The following is an 18959-nucleotide window of genomic DNA, read 5'->3' as shown; positions in this document are numbered from 1 at the left end:
CCCTCAGTCGGAATGCAGACTCGGAAGCAGATCGCCGAAATGAGCGATCGCCGGAAAGTCGGCGACCTCACGCCTCGGCCCCGTCGAGTCGGGTTCGACGACCGCCATCAACCAGTGAAACCCGAAGTCGCGCGCCGCCCGCAAGACGCTCGTGCTGTCGTCGATGAAGAGTGTCCGCTCGACGTCGAAGGGCTCGATCGCGTGCACCAGCGACCAGAAACCCGGCGCCTCCTTGGCGACCCGCAGGTCATGCGAGCAGATAATCCGCTCGAAGTGTCCGCCGAGCCGGGTCCGCGAGAGCTTGAGCGCGAGCGCCTTCTGATGGGCATTGGTCACCAAGACGCGCCGCTTGCCGCGTCGTTCGAGCGCCTCCAGAAAATCGAGCACATGCGGATGGACCGCGATCAGATGCTCGACCTCTTGCTTGAGCAGGGCGATATCCAAACCGAGCTCGCGGCTCCAGTGGTCGACGCAATACCACTCGAGTGTGCCCTCGATATTGCGATAGCGGGCGAGCAGCTGGGCCTTGGCGACCTCGGGCGCGAGCCCGCGGGCTTGCGCGTATCGCTCGGGGACATGCTCGAGCCAAAAATGATTGTCGAAATGCAGGTCGAGCAGGGTGCCGTCCATGTCCAGGAAGACGGTGTCGATCCGATGCCAGTCGATCATGCCATACCCCTTATCGCCTCGTTGTTCCAGCGTCGCTTCGCAGCGACTTGACCCATCGGAGTCTCGTTCATGCTTCGCAAACCGAAAATACTGGATCGGCGGATCGTCGCCCAGAGCCGCTTGTTTCGGGTTGAAGAGGTCGATCTGGAGTTTGCGAACGGCGCGCGACGCACCTTCGAGCGGGTGCCCGGCGGTACGGATTCGGTCATGATCGTGCCCATGCTCGACGCCGAGACGGTGCTCTTGATCCGCGAATACGGTGCCGGCAGCGACCGCTACGAGCTCGGACTGCCCAAGGGCGTTGTGGAAGCCGGCGAGGATCCCTTGGCCGCCGCGGACCGCGAGATCCAGGAGGAGATCGGCTACGGCGCCCGGGACCTGCGGATCATCAAACGCGTCTCGCTGGTCCCCGGCTACATCGAGCATCATAGTCTCATTGTGCTGGCTCGCGAGCTCTATCCCAAGTCACTTCCCGGCGACGAGCCGGAGCCGATCGAGGTGGTGCCCTGGAGACTCGATGCGCTCGACGAGCTGCTTGCTCGCGAGGATTTCAACGAGGCCCGGTCCGTCGCGGCCCTATTCATCGCCTTGCGTATCATGGATCGCAAGCCCTGACCGGGGCCGATCCGAACCCGGTGGATCCGGACGTGTCCCGGACGGCGTTGACGATTAAAACGCGCCCGGTGCGGTATGCGTCGTTTGTTGGATTGGCTTGGCCGCGCCAGCTCCGACAGCTGTCGGAGCTGTCTCGGTTTAAGATATTGAAAATTATTAAATTTTAACCGCGTCTCCACGGAGGTCGGAAAAATCCTTGAGCCCGACACAACATGAAAATGACCCATTTCACTCTGGACGCGGTTTAAACCCCCAACGGAGATCACGCATGTTTCGCTTTTCCGCCGCCTCGGCGATCGTCTTGACATTGGGCCTGCTCACGTGCGCACCGGCGGGCATCGGCGGCGCGAAGGCCCAAGACATGCCTGGGCCCGACGATTCCGTCTACAGCTTCGACGACTTCCCCCGCGAGGATCTGCTCGAGCATCCGGATTGGTTCAAGACGGGTTTCCTCGATCTTCCGAGTGATCTCGAAGAGGCGATCGCCGACGACAAACAGGGGCTCATCGTCTATTTCGGCCAGAAACATTGCGCCTATTGTCACAAGCTCCTGAACGAGAATTTCGGTCTTTCCGATATCCTCGAGTACACCCGGCGCCACTTCGATCTGGTTGCGATCGATGTGTGGGGTGTCGAAGAGGTCACCACGATCGACGGCGAGGTGATGACCGAGCGCGACTTCTCGGTCCGCGAGGAGACCAACTTTACGCCGTCTCTGCTCTTCTACGATGCCGAGGGCAAGCTCGCCCTGCGCTTGCGCGGCTACTATCCGCCCTATCAGTTCCGGGCCGCGCTCGAATATGTCGCCGACGGGCACTACGCCCGCGAGACCTTTCGGGATTATCTCGCCCGCGGCGAGAACCGGATGGTGTTCGAGCCGGAGGATCTCAATGAGCAGCCCTTCTTCGCGAAGCCCCCGTACAACCTGGATCGACGCTTCCCGAGCGAGCGCCCGCTCGCGGTCTTCTTCGAGCAGGGCGATTGTCATGCCTGCGACGTGCTGCACGGCCAAGCCCTGAAGGAGCCCGCGATTACGGGCTATTTCGGCAACTTCGACAGCGTCCAGCTCGACATGTGGTCCGACACGCCCGTCGTCACGCCCTCCGGCGAGCGCACCACTGCGCGCGAGTGGGCCGCCGAGCTCGGACTCTTCTATGCCCCCTCGATCCTCTTCTTCGACGAGCGCGGCAAGGAGCTGCTGCGGGTCGACTCGGTCGTGCGCTTCTACCGACTGCGCAACGTTCTGAACTACATCAGCAGCAAGGCGTACTTGACCGAGAGTTTCGGGGAGTGGCGCCTGTCCGAGGCCCTTTGAACCGCGTCCGGCGTGACATGGACGGTACTGGTTTTGCCTCGATCTCGTGGATACCGACAGGCGTCGACGTCGACGCGGTTCAAGATGATAAAAATTTTAATGACTTAAGCCGCGTCAGGGATAAGGCATTTGGTGCGCTCGACGGTGCGAACCTGATTCGCACATCCACATGTCGCGCGGACGCGGCTTAATGCGAGGTCGCGGCCGGTAGGCGTTATCTGGTATTTTTGCGCAGTGCAGCATTCGGCGCGTTCGTCGTGCCGAATCATCCAACTATTCGATCGGGTCGCTCGACCCCGTCCAGCCTGTTTCGCGCAAGAGGAAGATCCATGCAAAGCGTCTACATCGCCGGTGCCGGTTCCGGCAGCGGTAAGTCCGTCGTTGTTCTGGGCTTCATGGAGATGCTCTACGCCGTCAACCGGAAGGTGGGGTTCTTTCGCCCGATCGTCTCCAAGGGCGTCGAGCAGGACAACCTGACCACGCTCATCCGCAGTCGTTATGACCTGCCCTTCTCTCCGGAGATGCTCTACGGCTGCACGGCGGAGACCGCCAGTCACCTGGTCGCAGCCGGGCATTACGACGAGCTGCTCAAGATGATCTTGAACAAGTTCAAGATGCTCGAAGAGTGTTGCGACCTCGTCGTCTGTGCCGGGACCGACTTCGACGGGTTGGTGCCCTCACTGGAGTTCGACTTCAACGCCGACCTGGCCAACAACCTCGGCTGCAACGTCGTGGTCGTGGTGAAGGGCTTCGGGCGCAGCCCGGAAGAGGCGCTCGAGGCGCTCTACATGGCGCATGAGTCGATGCGCAATCGCGGCGGAGACTTCCTCGCGAGCGTCATCAACGGTGTCGACCCGGAGCATGTGGAAACGGTCAAGGCCCGTGCCCGCAAGCTTTTGCCGGAGCGCGAGAACGTCTATGTGCTGCCGCGACAGGCCGCACTCGGCATGCCGACCGTCGGCGAGATCCGCCAGGCTTTGGACTGCGAGTGTCTCTGCGGCGACGGCGACGCCATGAACCAGGTCGTCTCCAACTACAAGATCGCGGCGATGGAGGTCCCGGACTTCCTCAGCTACATCGAGGACGGCTGCCTCATCATCACCGCGGGCGATCGCTCCGACATCATCCTCGCGAGTCTCGCGGCCGATGTGTCCTCGTCCTTCCCGCGCGTGGCCGGGCTGCTGCTGACCGGCGGACTGCAACCGGCCGAGAATGTCCAGCGTCTGCTCGAGGGGCTACGCCGCACCAAGGTCTCGATCCTGCGGGTGCCGACCGATACCTTCACCACTGCCATGAAGGTCAACGGTATCGAGGCGACCATCCTACCCGGCGACGAGCGCAAGATCGCGGCCGGTCTCGGCGTCTTCGAGGGTCATGTGGACGTCGAAGAGCTGCGCGCTCGGATCGCGGTGCGACACTCCGACCGCACCACGCCGTTGATGTTCGAGTACGAGCTGGTGCGACGCGCCAAGACGCGCCGTCAGCGCATCGTGCTGCCCGAGGGCACCGACGAGCGGATCCTGCGGGCGGCAGAGATCCTCACGCTGCGCCAGGTTGTGGATCTGACCCTGCTCGGCGACCCCGAAAAGATCCGTCGCCGGATCGGCGAGCTGGGACTCAAGCTGAACGGAATCCCCATCATCGACCCGACGACCGCCCCGGATCGCGAGCGCTATGCGCAAACCTATTTCGAGCTACGCAAGCATAAGTGCATCTCCGAGCAGATGGCGCGCGACGCCTTGGAGGACGTGAGCTATTTCGGCACCATGATGGTCCACACGGGCGATGCCGACGGGATGGTTTCGGGTGCCCTGCACACCACCCAGCACACCATTCGACCGGCCTTCGAGATCATCAAGACCAAGCCGGGCGTGAAGCTCGTTTCGAGCGTTTTCTTCATGTGTCTCGCCGACCAGGTGCTGGTCTACGGTGACTGCGCCGTCAACCCGAACCCGACCTCCGAGGATCTGGCCGACATTGCCATCACCTCGGCCGGAACCGCCGCCGCGTTCGGGATCGAGCCGCGTGTGGCCATGTTGTCCTATTCCAGCGGCAGCTCGGGCAAGGGTGCCGACGTGGAGCGCGTGCGCGAGGCGGTGCGGATCGCACGCGAGCGTCGCCCCGACCTCAAACTGGAGGGGCCGATCCAGTACGACGCGGCGGTCGACATCGGGGTGGCGCGCTCGAAGATGCCCGACAGCGAGGTCGCCGGACATGCCACCGTGTTTATTTTTCCGGATCTCAATACGGGCAACAATACGTACAAGGCGGTGCAGCGCAGCGCCAACGCCGTGGCCATCGGCCCGGTGCTTCAGGGCTTGAACAAGCCCGTCAACGATCTGAGTCGAGGCTGCACCGTGACCGACATCGTCAATACCGTGACGATCACCGCGATTCAGGCACAAAACGATCATGCGCTCGCCTCGGCGCGTGCCGACAGCGATACCATCGGCGTGACTCGGGACTGATCAGGAGACTCAGGTGAAGGTACTCGTCCTCAATTCAGGCAGCTCGTCGATCAAATATCAGCTCTTCCGCAGCGAGGATTGGGTTGCCCTCGCCTCGGGCTCGGTGTCGCGCATCGGCGAGCCCGAGGGCGAGATCAAGGAGGAGTGGTTGGATGCCTCCGGGAACCAGCAGTCGGGCCGCGCCCGGGTGCCGATCCCGACCCACCAAGAGGGTATCGATCGAATCGTCAAGGCGCTGCATGAGACCCGGGTCCTGGGCGATGTCTCGGAGCTGGCCGCCATCGGTCATCGCGTCGTCCACGGCGGCGAGCATTTCAAGCGCCCGACCATCGTTGACGATGCCGTCGTCGCCGCCATTCGGGGCGTGGTGCCCTTGGCGCCGCTGCACAATCCGGCCCATCTCGCCGGCATCGAGGTGGCCCGCCGGCTCTTCCCGACGGTGCCCTCGGTCGCCGTCTTCGATACCTCGTTCCACCAGACGATGCCGCGGACCTCGTATCGCTACGCGATTCCGGAGTGGCTGTATCGGGAGCACAGGATCCGCCGCTACGGCTTCCACGGCACATCGCACTACTATGTCGCCAAGTGCGCCGCCGCGATGCTCGGCCGGCCTTTGGAGGGCTGCAACCTGATCACGCTGCATCTGGGCAACGGGTGCAGTGCGACGGCGATCCGCGACGGCAAGAGCGTGGACACCTCCATGGGTCTCACCCCGTTGGAAGGTCTGGTCATGGGTACGCGCTGCGGCGACATCGATCCGGCCGTTCTCTTCTACCTTGCGAAGAACCTCGGCCTTGATACGGACGCGATCGAGGACCTCTTGAATCGCCAGAGCGGTCTCCTGGGGATCTGCGGCGTCAACGACATGCGCGAGATCGACCGTCTGGCCGAGGAAGGCAACGACGGCGCCGAGCTGGCCATCGGCATCACGGCCCATCGGATCAAGAAATACATCGGCGCCTATTACGCCGAGCTTGGCCGGGTCGATGCCGTCGTCTTCACCGGCGGGATCGGCGAGAACGCCGCCGAGATCCGCTGTCGCGCCTGCGAGGGTTTGGAGAACCTCGGGATCAAGATGGACGACATCGCCAACTACGCCCTCGAAGAGCGCGGCGAGCGCTGCATCAGCACGCCCGAGAGTGCCGTGCAGGTGCTGGTGATTCCCACCAACGAGGAGCTGGAGATCGCGCAGCAGTCGCTGGCTGCCGCTTCGGAGACGCCGGTCGACGGATGAGCCTCGAGGTTCGCCGCCGCAGGTCGAGCGTCGCCTGCTGCACGTGTCCCGGCGCACCCGAGTTAAACTCGGATTGCGGGGGGTCGCGCCGTCATCCCAAGCGGACGATCGATTGCGCCAAGGCGTCTTGGCGTGAGAACCGCTGTTTTCAGGACCATCGGCTCGCGGCTGGCGGCCTGCGCGCCTTTCCCGGATAATCGCCCGGGCTCGAATACCTAATAACAACGACCGCCTTAGGAGATGACGATGCCCGATTCCAATTCCTCGTTGGTGCGTCCGCTTGTCTGGGTTCTGCTGGCGGCGCTGATCGGCGTCTATCTGCTCTACGATTGGTATTCGGCTCATCTTTCGGAACAGCTCGCAGGAAAGGACGAGCAGATCGCCGAGGCGGCCGCGCAAATCAAGGAGCGCGATGCCCGCATCGGCGACATCCGCAAAGAGGTTACGCAGCTCGAGGAACGGATCGCGGAGCTGACCGAGCGGCACTCCGGGGAAAAACAGCAGCTGTCCGACCAGCATTCGGATGAGAAGCAGGGTCTGACGGAGCGGATCGCCGCCCTCGAGCAGAGCAACGCGAAGCTCGAAGAGGACATCAAGGTGCTGCGCCTGACCGACGCGAGTGCGCTTGCCGCCGAGCAGGACAAGACCGCCGCGGCGATCGAAGAGCGCGACCGAGGGATCGCCGCCTTCAAGGCCCTTCAAGGCCAGTACGAGATGGCCGTCGCCAAGGTCGAGGGTCTTCAGACCGAATTGAGCGGGCTCCAGCAGGTGATCGCCGACTCGACGATGGAGCATCGCGCGCAGATCGAGGAGCTCGAGCGCCACCTCAACGAGCGGGTGAAACTGGCGAAGGCCACACCGAAAGACAGCGAGTTGATGCGTGCGGCCCAGAAGGCCGGTTTGCTCCCCTCCGACGTCGCCTTGGATGACGAGACGGCCGCGTTCTGCACCGAGCTGGCCGAGACATCGGCATCGGCTCAGACGGAGCTCGAGGCATTGCAGGCCGAGTTTGCGACCCTTCGCGACCAGCAGGCCGAGCGGATTGCTGCACTGGAAGGCGAGTTGACCGAGGCCCGTGCGGCGCTTGCCCAGTCCGGCGAGCAGGCTGAACGGATCGCAGCGTTGGAAGGTGAGTTGACCGAAGCCCGTGCGGTGCTTGCGCAGTCCGGCGAGCAGGCGGAGTCGACCGCAGCCTTGAGCGCGCTTCAAGAGCGGCTTGCCCAGACCGAAGCCGAACTCGAGACGGCGAGAGGCGAGGCGACCGCGGCGCTGGAAGACGCCAAGGCGACCGCCGCCGCGCAGTTGGCCGATGCGCAGGCGCGTATCGAGACCCTCGCCGCTGAATTGGAGCAGTCGGTCGCGCCGGATGCCCTGTCTGCGCTGAAGGCACGAAGCGAAGCTGCCGAGGCCGCGCTGGCGCAGGCCAAGGAAGAACTGACAGGTCGCATGAAGGAGGGCGAGGCGCAGATCGCCGCGCTCGCCGAGCAGCTCCGGAGCGAGCAGGCCGAGAAGGCGAAGGTGGCCGAAGAGAAGGACGCGTTGGCCGTCGAGCTCACTGCTGCGCTCGACAGCGCGAGGTCCGAGCTGGCCGATCTGCAGACCGAGTTGACGCAGGCCCGCGAGTCCGCAGCGCAGACCGGCTCGAAGGCGTTGGACGACGCCACGGTCCGGATTGCCGCACTCGAGGCGACGATCGCCGAGGAACGCAGCAAGGCCGAACAGGTGCGCACGTCCGTGCAGCAGGAGGCCGATCGGCTGTTGGCCGAGGTCCGCGACCGTTACCGGCGCTACTCCGAGCTGGGCGGTTCCTATACGGAGCGCGGTGTGCTGCTCGAGCTGGCCGATACGGAGCTGCGTTTTCAACCCGCGATGGCGACCCTGACCACCGGCGATCTCCCGAGCCTGGATCGGATCGCCGCACTGCTCGATGCTTATCCCGACCTCAGCATTCGTATCGAGGGGCATACCGACAGCCTCGGTGACGCGGCCGCCAACCTCGCCCTGTCGCAACAACGCGCCGAGGCCATCCGGCAGGCACTGATCGAGCGCGGTGTGCAGCCCGATCGCTTGACGGCCCAGGGCCTCGGATCGGAGCGCCCGATTGCCGACAACGCGACGTCCGCGGGGCGTGCTCAGAATCGCCGCGTGGAGGTCTATGTCAGCGAGGACTGACCCCTCGACCACGGGAACGGTCGCGCCGACCCTGCCCGCGGACGCCGGCTGGCAGGCCAACCTGAAGCTCGAGATCGCCCTGCGGCACGGGCGCAGCCGAGTCGTCGGCAAACATCAGCTCGGCCCCTTGGCGATCCAACGCCCCTTTTATCCCGAGGGTGCGCCCTGTCATCTCTATCTACTTCATCCGCCCGGCGGCGTGGTCGGCGGCGATCGACTGGAGGTCGAGATCCAGGTGGCGGGCGGCGCACATGCCTTGGTCACGGCGCCCGGGGCTATCAAGTTTTACCGCAGTGCTGGACCTCTCGGTGTGCAGACACAACGCCTGCTGGTTGCCGCGGGCGGCGTGCTCGAATGGTTTCCGCACGAAAACATCTTTTTCCCCGGCGCCTCATGTCGCCTGAGCACGCAGGTTGCGCTTTCGGGCGATGCCCGTTTTATCGGTTGGGAGATCCAGTGTCTCGGACGGCCGACGATCGGCGAACGCTTCGGCGATGGGCGGGCCGAGATCGCCCTGACCCTCTCACGCGACGATCGGCCGCTCTTGACCGATCGGCTGCGCGTTGCGGGCACGTCGAGCCTGGACGGGCCGGCCGGCTTACGCGGTTTCCCGGTCTGTGCCACCTTTATCGCAACCGGAGCCGGTGCCGACGCGCTGGAAGCTGCTCGGCATCGTCTGAGCAAGATCACGGCCTTTCCGGTCGGTGCGACCCTGATCGATGACCTCTTGGTGGTCCGAGGACTCGCGCCCGAGGTGGAGCCGGTCAGTCGTCTGTTCATCCGTCTCTGGTCCGATTTACGTCCCGGTCTCCTTGGTTTGGACGCATCGATACCCCGGATCTGGGCGACCTGAACCGCCTCCGGCCGGATCTGCGACGCGCGGGCGAACTCGACATTGCATGAGCCGATCCGCGCCACGGCTGATGCGCTTTCGAATAGAATACAAGGCGTATCCGGACTGCGCCGACCAGGAGTCGATCATGGACCTTAGCCCCCGAGAGAAGGATAAGCTGCTGCTCTTCACGGCAGGACTGCTCGCCGAGCGCCGCAAGGCCCGTGGCGTACGGCTAAACTATCCCGAGGCGATCGCCTACATCAGTTGCGCGATACTCGAGGGCGCGCGCGACGGTCGCACCGTGGCCGAGCTGATGGATTACGGGCGGACCCTCTTGACCCGCGAGGATGTGATGGACGGCATCCCGGAGATGATCGACGACATCCAGGTCGAGGCGACCTTCCCGGACGGGACCAAGCTGGTCACGGTCCACGATCCGATCGGCTGATGAACCGCGTCCGGTAGGGCAGGGCTTGTCCGGGCTCGGGATCGATCTTGAAGCGACTCGCTACCGTCGTAGTTGACGCGGTTCATGTGTTTTTCGGATTTGATATTTTTGATGTCCTAAACCGCGCCGACTCCAACGGTCATCAAGTCTGCCGGGGCCGATCCCATCCAAAAACATCGCATATCGCGCCGGGCGCGGTTTAGTCAGGAGCAGGCCCATGATTCCAGGTGAGATCATCACGGTTCCGGGAGACATCGAGCTGAATGCCGGACGGCCCGGACTGACCCTCAAGGTCGCCAACACCGGCGACCGTCCGATCCAGGTCGGCTCGCACTATCACTTCTACGAGACCAACGCAGCACTCGCATTCGATCGGGAGCAGGCCCGAGGATTGCGGCTCGACATCCCGGCCGGCACGGCCGTGCGCTTCGAGCCCGGTCAGTCCCGCACCGTGACCCTGATTCCCTATGCCGGCGACCGCGTCGTCTACGGCTTCAACGCCCAAGTGATGGGCGCGCTCGACGGAGATCAGCCATGAGCCGAATCAGCAGGGTGGCCTATGCCTCCATGTATGGCCCGACAGTCGGAGACCGGGTGCGTCTGGGCGACACCGAGCTCTTCATCCAGGTCGAGGAGGATCGCACCTGTTACGGCGATGAGGTGACGTTCGGCGGCGGCAAGGTCATCCGCGACGGAATGGGCCAGTGCCAGCGCCAGGCCGACGAGGTGGTGGATCTGGTCATCACCAATGCCCTGATCCTGGATCATTGGGGCATTGTGAAGGCCGACATCGGCATCAAGAACGGCCGCATCGTCGGGATCGGCAAGGCCGGCAATCCGGACACCCAGGCAGGCGTGGACATCCTGATCGGGCCGGGGACCGAGGTCATTGCCGGCGAGGGGCAGATCATCACGGCCGGGGGCATCGACGCGCATATCCACTTCATCTGCCCTCAGCAGATCGAGGAGGCGCTGATGTCCGGCATCACGACCATGCTGGGCGGAGGCACGGGACCGGCGACCGGTACCAACGCGACGACCTGTACGCCCGGGCCCTGGAACATCCGCCGCATGCTCCAGGCCGCCGAGGGCCTGCCGGTCAACCTGGGGTTCCTCGGCAAGGGCAACGGCAGTCTGCCGAATGCCTTGGAGGAGCAGGTGCGTGCCGGTGCCATGGGGCTCAAGCTGCACGAGGATTGGGGCACGACACCGGCGGCGATCGACTGCTGTCTGGGGGTTGCCGAGAAGATGGATGTGCAGGTCGCGATCCACACCGACACGCTCAACGAGTCCGGTTTCGTCGAGGACACCATCGCCGCCTTCAAGGACCGCTGCATCCACACCTATCACACCGAGGGCGCGGGCGGCGGCCATGCCCCGGACATCATCAAGGCCGCGGGCCTGCCGAACGTGCTGCCGTCCTCGACCAATCCGACCCGACCCTACACGGTCAACACGGTCGACGAACATCTGGACATGCTGATGGTCTGCCATCATCTGTCCCCGTCGATCCCGGAGGACGTCGCCTTTGCCGAGTCGCGCATTCGTCGCGAGACCATCGCGGCCGAGGACATCCTGCATGATCTCGGCGCCTTCTCGATGATCTCGTCGGATTCCCAAGCGATGGGTCGGGTCGGCGAGGTCATCTGCCGCACCTGGCAAACCGCGCACAAGATGAAGGTCCAGCGCGGCGCGCTCCCCGGCGATCCGGCCGAGCACGACAACTTCCGCGCCAAACGCTACATCGCCAAGTACACCATCAACCCGGCGATCACCCACGGCATCGCGCACGAGGTCGGCTCGGTAGAGGTCGGCAAGCTCGCGGATCTGGTGCTCTGGCGGCCCGCCTTCTTCGGGACCAAACCCAGTCTCATCATCAAGGGCGGCCTGATCGCTGCGGCCGCGATGGGTGATCCCAACGCATCCATCCCCACGCCCCAACCGGTCCATTATCGACCCATGTTCGGTGCATTCGGCGGCGCATTGGGCGCGACCTGCATGACCTTCCTCTCGCAATGGGCCTTGGAGGCCGGTGAGCCGCAGCGTCTGGATCTCAAGCGCCTGGTCGGGGTCACCCGCGACAGTCGACTGGTGCGCAAGTGCAACATGATCCACAACGACTATCAGCCGACCATCGAGGTGGATCCGCAGACCTACCAGGTCCGGGCCGACGGCCAGCTGTTGACCTGCGAGCCCGCCGCGGTGCTTCCGCTTGCTCAACGGTACTTTTTGTTTTAAACCGCGCCCGGTGCGGTATGCGATGTTTTTGGATGGGATCGGCCCCCGCAGACTTGACGAGCGCTGGAGCTTGCGCAGTTTAAGATATTAAAAAATATATTATTAAAACGCGTCTCCGCTAAGAGCTGTGGATGCACCAAACGCCGAACTCACGCGAAAATCAGCATCTCGCTCTGGAGGCGGTTTAAGCCTGACGCGCTCCGGCGCTCGGATCGTCGGGGGCATGTGCGACCGGCGACACCCTTGATCGGAGCGGTGGACAAGCGCAGCGCAGCCCACCAGCACCGGCGCTGGTCTAGGCGGACTTCGCTCTCGCTCGTCAACCCTACGGGTCGGTCTTTGGATCAACGCCCGCCCGGTCGATCCCTCTGAGGGGCGGATTCGGTTATTCTATCGTCCCGACGACGCATCCCCCTGCGGCACGCCACCTGCCTTGCAGGCTCCTTTGCCTGCAGACCCGACCGAAACCCAATGAAGCCCCTATGAAACAGGCCATCACCGATCTGATCCGCACGGCCCTGGCGAGCCTCGTCGAAGCCTCGACGGGGGACGCCGGCGGATTGCCCGAGCCCCAAGTGGACCGGACCAAGGACACGTCTCACGGCGATTTTGCGACCAACGTCGCGTTGGTGCTCGCCAAGCGTCTCGGCGCCAAGCCGCGTGAGGTCGCGCAACGCCTGCTGGATGCCTTGCCCGCTTCCCCGCTGATCGCGCGCGTGGAGATCGCCGGACCGGGCTTCATCAACTTCTTCCTCGCCGAGGACGCCTATCGCCGACTCGTCCCGGAGATCCTGAGCGCAGGCCCCGCCTTCGGACTCAGCCGAATCGGCGCCGGGCGACGCGTGCAGGTAGAGTTCGTCTCGGCCAATCCGACCGGACCCCTGCATGTGGGGCACGGCCGCGGGGCCGCCTACGGCGCGGTCGTCGCCGATCTGCTCGCGGCGGTCGGCTTCGACGTTCACCGCGAGTATTACGTCAACGACGCCGGGCGACAGATGGACATCCTCGCAAGCTCCGTCTGGCTGAGATATCTCGAGCTGTGCGGCGAGGAGGTGACCTTTCCGAGCAACGGCTATAAGGGCGACTACGTCTGGGACATCGCCGCGACGCTGCATCGCGAGCACGGCGACGCCTATCGAGTGGATGCCTCCACGGTCTTTGCCGGCCTGCCGCCCGATGCGCTGCCCGAGGGACAGGACGGCGGCGACAAGGAGGCCCATATCGACGGGGTCATCGCCGCCGCGAAACAACTGCTCGGCGACAACCGCTACCGCTATGTCTTCGAGCTGGGCCTTAACACCATCCTCGACGACATCCGCGAGGACCTGGCTCAGTTCGGCGTCGAGTATCAGGAGTGGTATTCCGAGCGCACGCTCGCCGAGAGCGGTGCCGTCACCCGGGCGATCGAGCGCCTGCGCGAGGCCGGTCACGTCTACGAGCGCAACGGCGCACTCTGGTTCCGCTCCAGTGCCTTCGGCGACGAGAAGGATCGGGTGGTGGTGCGCGAAAACGGTCAGAGCACCTACTTCGCTTCCGACATCGCCTACCACATGGACAAGCTCGAGCGCGGCTTCGAGCGCGTCATCGACATCTGGGGCGCGGATCACCACGGCTATGTCCCGCGCGTGAAGGCGGCGCTCCAGGCGATGGGCGACGACGTCGAGCGGCTCGAGGTGCTCCTGGTGCAGTTCGCGATCCTCTACCGCGGCGGCGAGAAGGCACAGATGTCGACCCGCTCGGGCGAGTTCGTGACCCTGCGCCAGTTGCGCAAGGAGGTCGGGCGCGATGCCGCGCGCTTCTTCTACGTCATGCGCCGCTGCGAGCAACATCTGGATTTCGACCTGGATCTGGCCAAGTCCGAATCCTCCGACAACCCGGTCTACTACGTCCAATACGCCCACGCGAGGGTGTGCAGCGTGTTGCGGCAGGCCGCGGAAAAGGGGATGCCGGTGGAGCCGAGTCCGGGTGCCGAGAATTTGGAGCGGCTGACCGAGTCGCATGAGCTGGCGCTGCAACGTACCCTGGCGCGCTACCCGGAGGTGGTCGAGGCAGCGGCGCTCAAGGCCGAACCGCATCTGCTGACCCATTATCTGCGTGAGCTGGCGAACGAGCTTCACACCTACTATAACGCCCACCAGTTCCTGGTCGCGGACGCAGCCCTGCGCGACGCACGGATCAAACTGATCCTGGCGGTGCGCGAGGTGCTGCGCAACGGGTTGGGTCTGCTCGGCGTCTCCGCTCCGGAGGCCATGTGAGATGAGCACTGATTTTCGGCGGGCCGGCCTTGCGCGGGCGACGCCGCGGCGCGGCAAACAGAGTCATTCGTGTCTGTGGTCGTTCCTGCTCGGCGGCATGCTGGGCGCCTTTGGGGTCGGTCTCTATTGGACCCAGAACCCGGACGCCATGCAGACGCCGCCCACGGCCTTGCCGGCCAAGGTCGAGCGGCCGGCAGCCACGCCTCCTAGCTTCGAGTTTCCCAACCTACTGCGCGATACCGAGGTCGATATCGCGCCGCCGCCGCCACCCCCGCCCGCGGCCCCGCGTCCCGAGCCTCGGATCGAGGTCGAGCCACGGACCGCGGTCGAGACGGTGCAGCCCGCGGCGGTCGCGGCCCCGGCCGTGCCGACCTCGACGACCGGCAGGGGCTTCCTTGTCCAGGTCGGTTCTTTCAGGCGTGCGGGCGATGCCGAGCGACTCAAGGCGGAGCTTGCGCTTCTCGGCATCACCAGTCGCGTGGAGGTGGCGACCATCCCGAGCGGCGAGACCTATCATCGTGTCCGCACCGGACCCTATGCCGATCAAGCCGCCGTCGACAAGGTGCGCGGTCTGCTCAAACGCAACGGCAAGGATGCGATGACGATCCCGATTAAGTGAGTCCGACGGCCGGCACCGGGTGCCAGTCGCGACTTCGCGTGCCCACCTGTGCGGACCTAGGTGCGGACCTAAACCGCGTCCAGGGCGAGATGCTCATTTTCGAATGAGCTCGACGTTTGGTGTATTCACAACCCTTGGCGGGGATGTGGTTTAAAATTATATATTTTTTAATATTTTAAGCCGCGCTGGCTCCAGCGGTCGTCACGTCTGCGGGGGCCGATACCATCAAAAAGCATCGCATACCGCGCTGGGCGCGGTTTAACCCAGCTCGGGTGTCTCGCCGGAGGCGACATAGACGGCACGCTCGGCGACATTGGTCGCCCGATCCGCGACCCGCTCGTAATTGTGCACGATCCACAGCAGATAGGTCCCGGTTGCGGCGAAGTTCGGGTCGGTGCGCATCATCGTCAGCACCCGCTCGGTGACGGCGCGCTCGTTGCGGTCGACCAAATCCTCGCGCGCGATGCTCGCCCGCGCGCTTTGCTCGTCGCTACCGCAGGTGAAGGCGTCCAGTGTCTCGCCGAGCATGGCGATCGCATCCGCGGCGACCTCGACAATGGCCTCGACCGATTCGCTCGGGAACCGCGTCTCCCCGGCTCTGCGCAGGATACGTGCGACATCCGCGGCATAATCCCCGATGCGCTCGAGCTCCGAGACGAGCTCCATACAGGCGCCGATGGCCCGCAGGTCCGCACCGGCCGGCTTGTAGGCCGCCAGCGTCACCAGGCATTCCTGCTCGAGTACTCGCCGCTGCTGATTGATTTGCGCGTCCCCTGCGATGATGCGCTCGGCCAGCTCGAGGTCATGTCGGCTCAGGCAGGTCACGGATTGGTTCAAGGCGTCGATGACCAGCTTTCCCAGGTCGCCGACCGCGCTCTGAAGCTGCGCGCGCCGGCGCTGCACCAGATTGATGTTCTCGCTCATCCCATCGTCCCCTGTCTCTTGTGTTGATGCTGTCGGAAGCGCGACGGCTTCGACGCGCGCCCGGTATAACATAAGGTCGCCGACCCGCCTAGATTGGATTCCCACTCATCAACCGATATGACCCTCATGACCGACACAGATGACGCACACATACCGACGACGATCTGCGTGACTCGTCACGGGGAAACCGACTGGAACATCACCGGCGTATTGCAGGGGTGGATCGATGTTCCCCTCAACGACAACGGCCGGAAGCAGGCCCTCGAGATGGCCGATGCCTTCAAGGACTCCGGCTTTTCGCAGGTTTGGACAAGTCCACTGAGCAGGGCGTCGGAGACCGCGCGGATCGTCGCCGAGGTCTTGGGACTCCCTTCGCCGATCCATTCCGACGGTCTCAAGGAACGGAATTTCGGCCGTGTCCAGGGGATGACCAAGCAAGATCTGTCCGTACTGCACCCCGGCCTGCATGCGGACATCATGCGCAGAGACCCTGCCTGTCGTTTCGAGGAAGGGGAGTCGCCGGATGAGTTCGCCGATCGGATCGTCGCGGCCCTGCACGAGATTGCACGACGGCATCCGGGCGAGCGCGTCCTCGCCATGACCCACGGTTGGGTCATGGATGTGATCACCCGGCATGCCAGGGGATTGCCTCGGACCCTGGTGCTGGAGATGAAGCGCAAGAACGGGGAGTCGCTTTGGCTTGCCGTAACGGCGGGATCGGTCTTCTCGGTCTGCGATGCCGGTAACGAGGCGCAGGCATCGAGCGCGTCGGGTGATGGCGTCTGATCGGGTTCGGTGCATGGATCGATGGGTTCGTGCCCATACGACGCGTGCCGTTTGACGGGCCCGCAAGCGCGGACGTCCGCCTAAGTCTTTCCCGAGCAATAGCGCGATGCGAGCTCCGCCGGTCCGACCGCTCTGCCGAATAGATAGCCCTGCGCCTCGTCGCAGCACTCGCGAATCAGCAACTCGGCCTGCGCGGCCGTTTCCACGCCTTCGGCGAGAACGGCTAGTCCGAGGCTGCGTGCCAGACCGATGACGGCGCGCACGATGGCTTCATCGTCGGTGCCGGTCATCAGCCGCTCGATGAAGGAGCGGTCGATCTTCAGGCGCCGAATCGCGAGGCGTTTGATGCAGGCCAGCGACGAGCAGCCGGTGCCGAAGTCGTCCACCGCCAGGCCGATGCCCAGTCCGCTGAGCTGCTCCAGATTGGCGATGGTGTGTGCGGGGCGCTCCATGATCGATGCTTCGATCAGCTCCAGCTCTAAGCGCCGAGGATCGATACCCGTTCGAGCGAGGATCGACTTGATCTGCTCCAAGACGTCGTCGCTCTGAATCCTGTGCACGGAGAGATTGACGGCGAGTCGGGGCACCGAGAATCCGACCCGATCCCAGGCGGCCACCTGTATACAAGCGTGCTCGAGGACCCAGAGATCCAGTTGGTCGATCAGCCCGATGTCGTTCGCCAACGGCAGAAATTGGGCGGGCGACAGCAGGCCCAGCCTTGGGTGGTCCCAGCGGCACAGCACCTCGACGCCGCACAGCTCGCCGTCGGGTAGACCGACCTGGGGCTGATACTCAAGCATCAGCTCGTCGCGCGGGAGCGCACTTCGCAGCTCCTGCTCCAAGCGCAGGCGCTCCGCGGCCCCTTCCGACATCTCCGGATCGAAGAATCTGAAGCCGTTGCGGCCGGCCGCCTTGGCGCGGTACATGGCGATGTCGGCATGTCGGATCAGGGTGTCGCCATCGACTCCGTCGAGCGGGTAGATGCCGATGCCGATACTCAAGGTGAGGAAGAGCTCACGGCCCTCGACGTCGAAGGGTGCCGCGAAGAGATCGAGCAGGCGTCTTGCCAGGATCGCCGCGTCGTTGGGCTCTTGAACGTCCTCGGAGATGACGACGAATTCGTCGCCCCCCAAGCGTGCGACGGTATCGCTCGCCCGCACGGCTTGCGTCAAGCGCGCGGCGACTTGTTTGAGCAGGAGATCGCCGACCGGGTGCCCGAGGGTATCGTTGACGATCTTGAACCGGTCCAAGTCCAGGAAGAGGAGTGCCGTCTCGCCGCCGCGTCGGATCGTGCGGGGGATTGCCTCCTCCAAGCGCTGGCGGAACAGACTCCGGTTCGGGAGTCCCGTGAGGGCGTCGTGCTGCGCGAGAAAGTGCAGCTGCTCGCGCGAGCGCTTCAGCTCGGTGATGTCGCGATTCACGCCTCGGCGTCCCAGGAAATCGCCCGATTCACCGAAGACGGGGGTACAGGAATGCTCGATCCAATGTTCATGGCCATCGAGGTGGCGGATCCGCAGCTCGATTGCCGGGATACCGCTCGACTCGTCGGCCAGATGGGCCCCGAGGTGTTGCTCCCAGAGATGGCGGTCGTCAGGATGAAGCAGGCGCCCGAAGAGATCCGCATCGGCGACGAATGCCGCCGAGGGATAGCCGGTGAGGCGGGTGCAGGCGGGCGAAACATAGCGATACCGGGCGTCCGGCCCGATCCAGTATTCCCAGTCCGAGCTGAACTCGGCGATGACGCGATAGCGCTCGCGACTCTCGCGCAATGCCTCCCGTTGCAGGACGGCCTCGGTGCGGTCGACGACGGCACAGAGGACGCGACGCCCCTCATCTTCGTCGGTCGGCAGCGCGGCCATATGGAGATCGCCGACGAAGACCTCGTCGGTTTTGGTCCGGAACTTCAGCTCGTGAAGGTCGATCGGCTCCTCCGGGCGCAGATGCGCGAGCGCGTGAATGGCCGGCCCCCGGTCGCGCTCCTCGATCAGCCGGATGAAAAAATATTGGTGGTAGACCGTGTCGCGTAGACCGAAGAGACGCCGTGCCTCTTCGTTGGCCTCCTTTACGAGCCCCTGTCCGTCGACGACCAGCTCGGCCACGGGTAGGCTGTCGAAGAAGGCCATGAAGCGGTTGAGAGCAATCTGGGTCCGATGATGGCTGCGCTGAAGCTCTTCGTTCTGGATCTCGAGCTCGGCCTGATAGATGCGCAGGCTTTCGACCAAGGCGGCTTGGTCGACGTCCTTGCCGACCAGGAGTTTTTCGGCCAGATCGAAGCGGCCCTGCCGCAGCGCGAGAAGCGCGCGCGCGCGCAGCTCCTCGTCGGGAATCTCAAAGGGGTTGCCGGCGTCCGTCGCCGGCTGATCGGCTGCAGTCGACACGTC

Annotated in this window: 15 protein-coding genes; 12 read left to right on the top strand and 3 right to left on the bottom strand. The window is 64.4% G+C overall.

Translation table 11 applies throughout. The features are described 5' to 3' along the window. Positions 1 to 3 precede the first annotated feature (3 nt). Positions 4 to 669 (bottom strand): GMP/IMP nucleotidase, encoded by a 666-nt coding sequence (yrfG, locus tag BLV04_RS12205; protein WP_093032198.1) that lies wholly within the window; start codon positions 667 to 669, stop codon positions 4 to 6. 69 nt (positions 670 to 738) lie between these two features. On the opposite strand from yrfG, the gene nudE reads away from it, so the two are divergent. The 11 genes from nudE (at position 739) to BLV04_RS12150 (ending at position 14868) form a co-directional block, all read left to right on the top strand. Further along, positions 739 to 1284, top strand: coding sequence for an ADP compounds hydrolase NudE (gene nudE / locus BLV04_RS12200; RefSeq protein WP_093032195.1), 546 nt, complete (start codon positions 739 to 741; stop codon positions 1282 to 1284). Positions 1285 to 1552: 268 nt separating this feature from the next. After that, positions 1553 to 2599: a thioredoxin family protein gene (locus tag BLV04_RS12195; protein ID WP_093032192.1), complete on the top strand. Its 1047-nt coding sequence runs from the start codon at positions 1553 to 1555 to the stop codon at positions 2597 to 2599. A 329-nt stretch (positions 2600 to 2928) separates the two neighbouring features. Next, positions 2929 to 5067 (top strand): phosphate acetyltransferase, encoded by a 2139-nt coding sequence (gene pta / locus BLV04_RS12190; protein WP_093032189.1) that lies wholly within the window; start codon positions 2929 to 2931, stop codon positions 5065 to 5067. A gap of 13 nt (positions 5068 to 5080) precedes the next feature. Further along, positions 5081 to 6301 (top strand): acetate/propionate family kinase, encoded by a 1221-nt coding sequence (locus BLV04_RS12185; RefSeq protein ID WP_093032185.1) that lies wholly within the window; start codon positions 5081 to 5083, stop codon positions 6299 to 6301. A gap of 246 nt (positions 6302 to 6547) precedes the next feature. After that, the gene (locus tag BLV04_RS12180) at positions 6548 to 8473 is read left to right on the top strand and encodes an OmpA family protein (protein ID WP_093032181.1); all 1926 of its coding nucleotides are present in this window, start codon (positions 6548 to 6550) and stop codon (positions 8471 to 8473) included. Further along, on the top strand, positions 8457 to 9326 hold the full coding sequence (locus BLV04_RS12175; RefSeq protein ID WP_093032178.1) for an urease accessory protein UreD: 870 nt from the start codon (positions 8457 to 8459) through the stop codon (positions 9324 to 9326). Before BLV04_RS12180 ends, BLV04_RS12175 begins: the two co-directional genes overlap by 17 nt. A gap of 127 nt (positions 9327 to 9453) precedes the next feature. Beyond that, positions 9454 to 9756, top strand: coding sequence for an urease subunit gamma (gene ureA / locus BLV04_RS12170; RefSeq protein WP_093032401.1), 303 nt, complete (start codon positions 9454 to 9456; stop codon positions 9754 to 9756). Between the two features lie 217 nt (positions 9757 to 9973). Beyond that, entirely contained in the window at positions 9974 to 10294 is a 321-nt protein-coding gene (locus BLV04_RS12165) for an urease subunit beta (protein ID WP_093032175.1), read from the top strand. After that, positions 10291 to 11994: an urease subunit alpha gene (ureC, locus tag BLV04_RS12160; protein WP_093032172.1), complete on the top strand. Its 1704-nt coding sequence runs from the start codon at positions 10291 to 10293 to the stop codon at positions 11992 to 11994. The genes BLV04_RS12165 and ureC overlap by 4 nt, the downstream gene beginning before the upstream one ends. Positions 11995 to 12476: 482 nt before the next feature. Then, positions 12477 to 14249: an arginine--tRNA ligase gene (argS, locus tag BLV04_RS12155; RefSeq protein WP_093032169.1), complete on the top strand. Its 1773-nt coding sequence runs from the start codon at positions 12477 to 12479 to the stop codon at positions 14247 to 14249. Position 14250: 1 nt separating this feature from the next. Further along, the gene (locus BLV04_RS12150) at positions 14251 to 14868 is read left to right on the top strand and encodes an SPOR domain-containing protein (RefSeq protein WP_093032166.1); all 618 of its coding nucleotides are present in this window, start codon (positions 14251 to 14253) and stop codon (positions 14866 to 14868) included. 258 nt (positions 14869 to 15126) lie between these two features. Here the strand turns inward: BLV04_RS12150 and phoU are convergent, their stop codons facing one another. Continuing rightward, positions 15127 to 15792, bottom strand: a complete 666-nt coding sequence (gene phoU, locus BLV04_RS12145) for a phosphate signaling complex protein PhoU (RefSeq protein ID WP_093032163.1) — start codon at positions 15790 to 15792, stop codon at positions 15127 to 15129. Between the two features lie 126 nt (positions 15793 to 15918). On the opposite strand from phoU, the gene BLV04_RS12140 reads away from it, so the two are divergent. Then, a complete protein-coding gene (locus BLV04_RS12140) occupies positions 15919 to 16578 on the top strand; it encodes a histidine phosphatase family protein (RefSeq protein WP_245731863.1) in 660 nt (219 codons plus the stop codon). 80 nt (positions 16579 to 16658) lie between these two features. Here BLV04_RS12140 and BLV04_RS12135 read toward each other — a convergent pair whose 3' ends face one another. Further along, positions 16659 to 18956 (bottom strand): bifunctional diguanylate cyclase/phosphodiesterase, encoded by a 2298-nt coding sequence (locus BLV04_RS12135; protein ID WP_093032157.1) that lies wholly within the window; start codon positions 18954 to 18956, stop codon positions 16659 to 16661. Between the last annotated feature and the right edge of the window lie 3 nt (positions 18957 to 18959).

Origin of the sequence: Thiocapsa roseopersicina (assembly GCF_900106925.1) — a bacterium.
In the GTDB taxonomy this organism is placed as follows: Bacteria; Pseudomonadota; Gammaproteobacteria; order Chromatiales; family Chromatiaceae; genus Thiocapsa; species Thiocapsa roseopersicina.
This window is presented reverse-complemented; position numbering and strand designations above follow the sequence as displayed.

Coding starts and splice junctions, on each gene's coding strand:
- yrfG (WP_093032198.1), bottom strand. CDS start 669: ATGATCGACTGGCATCGGATCGACACCGTCTTCCTGGACATGGACGGC.
- nudE (WP_093032195.1), top strand. CDS start 739: ATGCTTCGCAAACCGAAAATACTGGATCGGCGGATCGTCGCCCAGAGC.
- BLV04_RS12195 (WP_093032192.1), top strand. CDS start 1,553: ATGTTTCGCTTTTCCGCCGCCTCGGCGATCGTCTTGACATTGGGCCTG.
- pta (WP_093032189.1), top strand. CDS start 2,929: ATGCAAAGCGTCTACATCGCCGGTGCCGGTTCCGGCAGCGGTAAGTCC.
- BLV04_RS12180 (WP_093032181.1), top strand. CDS start 6,548: ATGCCCGATTCCAATTCCTCGTTGGTGCGTCCGCTTGTCTGGGTTCTG.
- BLV04_RS12175 (WP_093032178.1), top strand. CDS start 8,457: ATGTCAGCGAGGACTGACCCCTCGACCACGGGAACGGTCGCGCCGACC.
- ureA (WP_093032401.1), top strand. CDS start 9,454: ATGGACCTTAGCCCCCGAGAGAAGGATAAGCTGCTGCTCTTCACGGCA.
- BLV04_RS12165 (WP_093032175.1), top strand. CDS start 9,974: ATGATTCCAGGTGAGATCATCACGGTTCCGGGAGACATCGAGCTGAAT.
- ureC (WP_093032172.1), top strand. CDS start 10,291: ATGAGCCGAATCAGCAGGGTGGCCTATGCCTCCATGTATGGCCCGACA.
- argS (WP_093032169.1), top strand. CDS start 12,477: ATGAAACAGGCCATCACCGATCTGATCCGCACGGCCCTGGCGAGCCTC.
- BLV04_RS12150 (WP_093032166.1), top strand. CDS start 14,251: ATGAGCACTGATTTTCGGCGGGCCGGCCTTGCGCGGGCGACGCCGCGG.
- phoU (WP_093032163.1), bottom strand. CDS start 15,792: ATGAGCGAGAACATCAATCTGGTGCAGCGCCGGCGCGCGCAGCTTCAG.
- BLV04_RS12140 (WP_245731863.1), top strand. CDS start 15,919: ATGACCGACACAGATGACGCACACATACCGACGACGATCTGCGTGACT.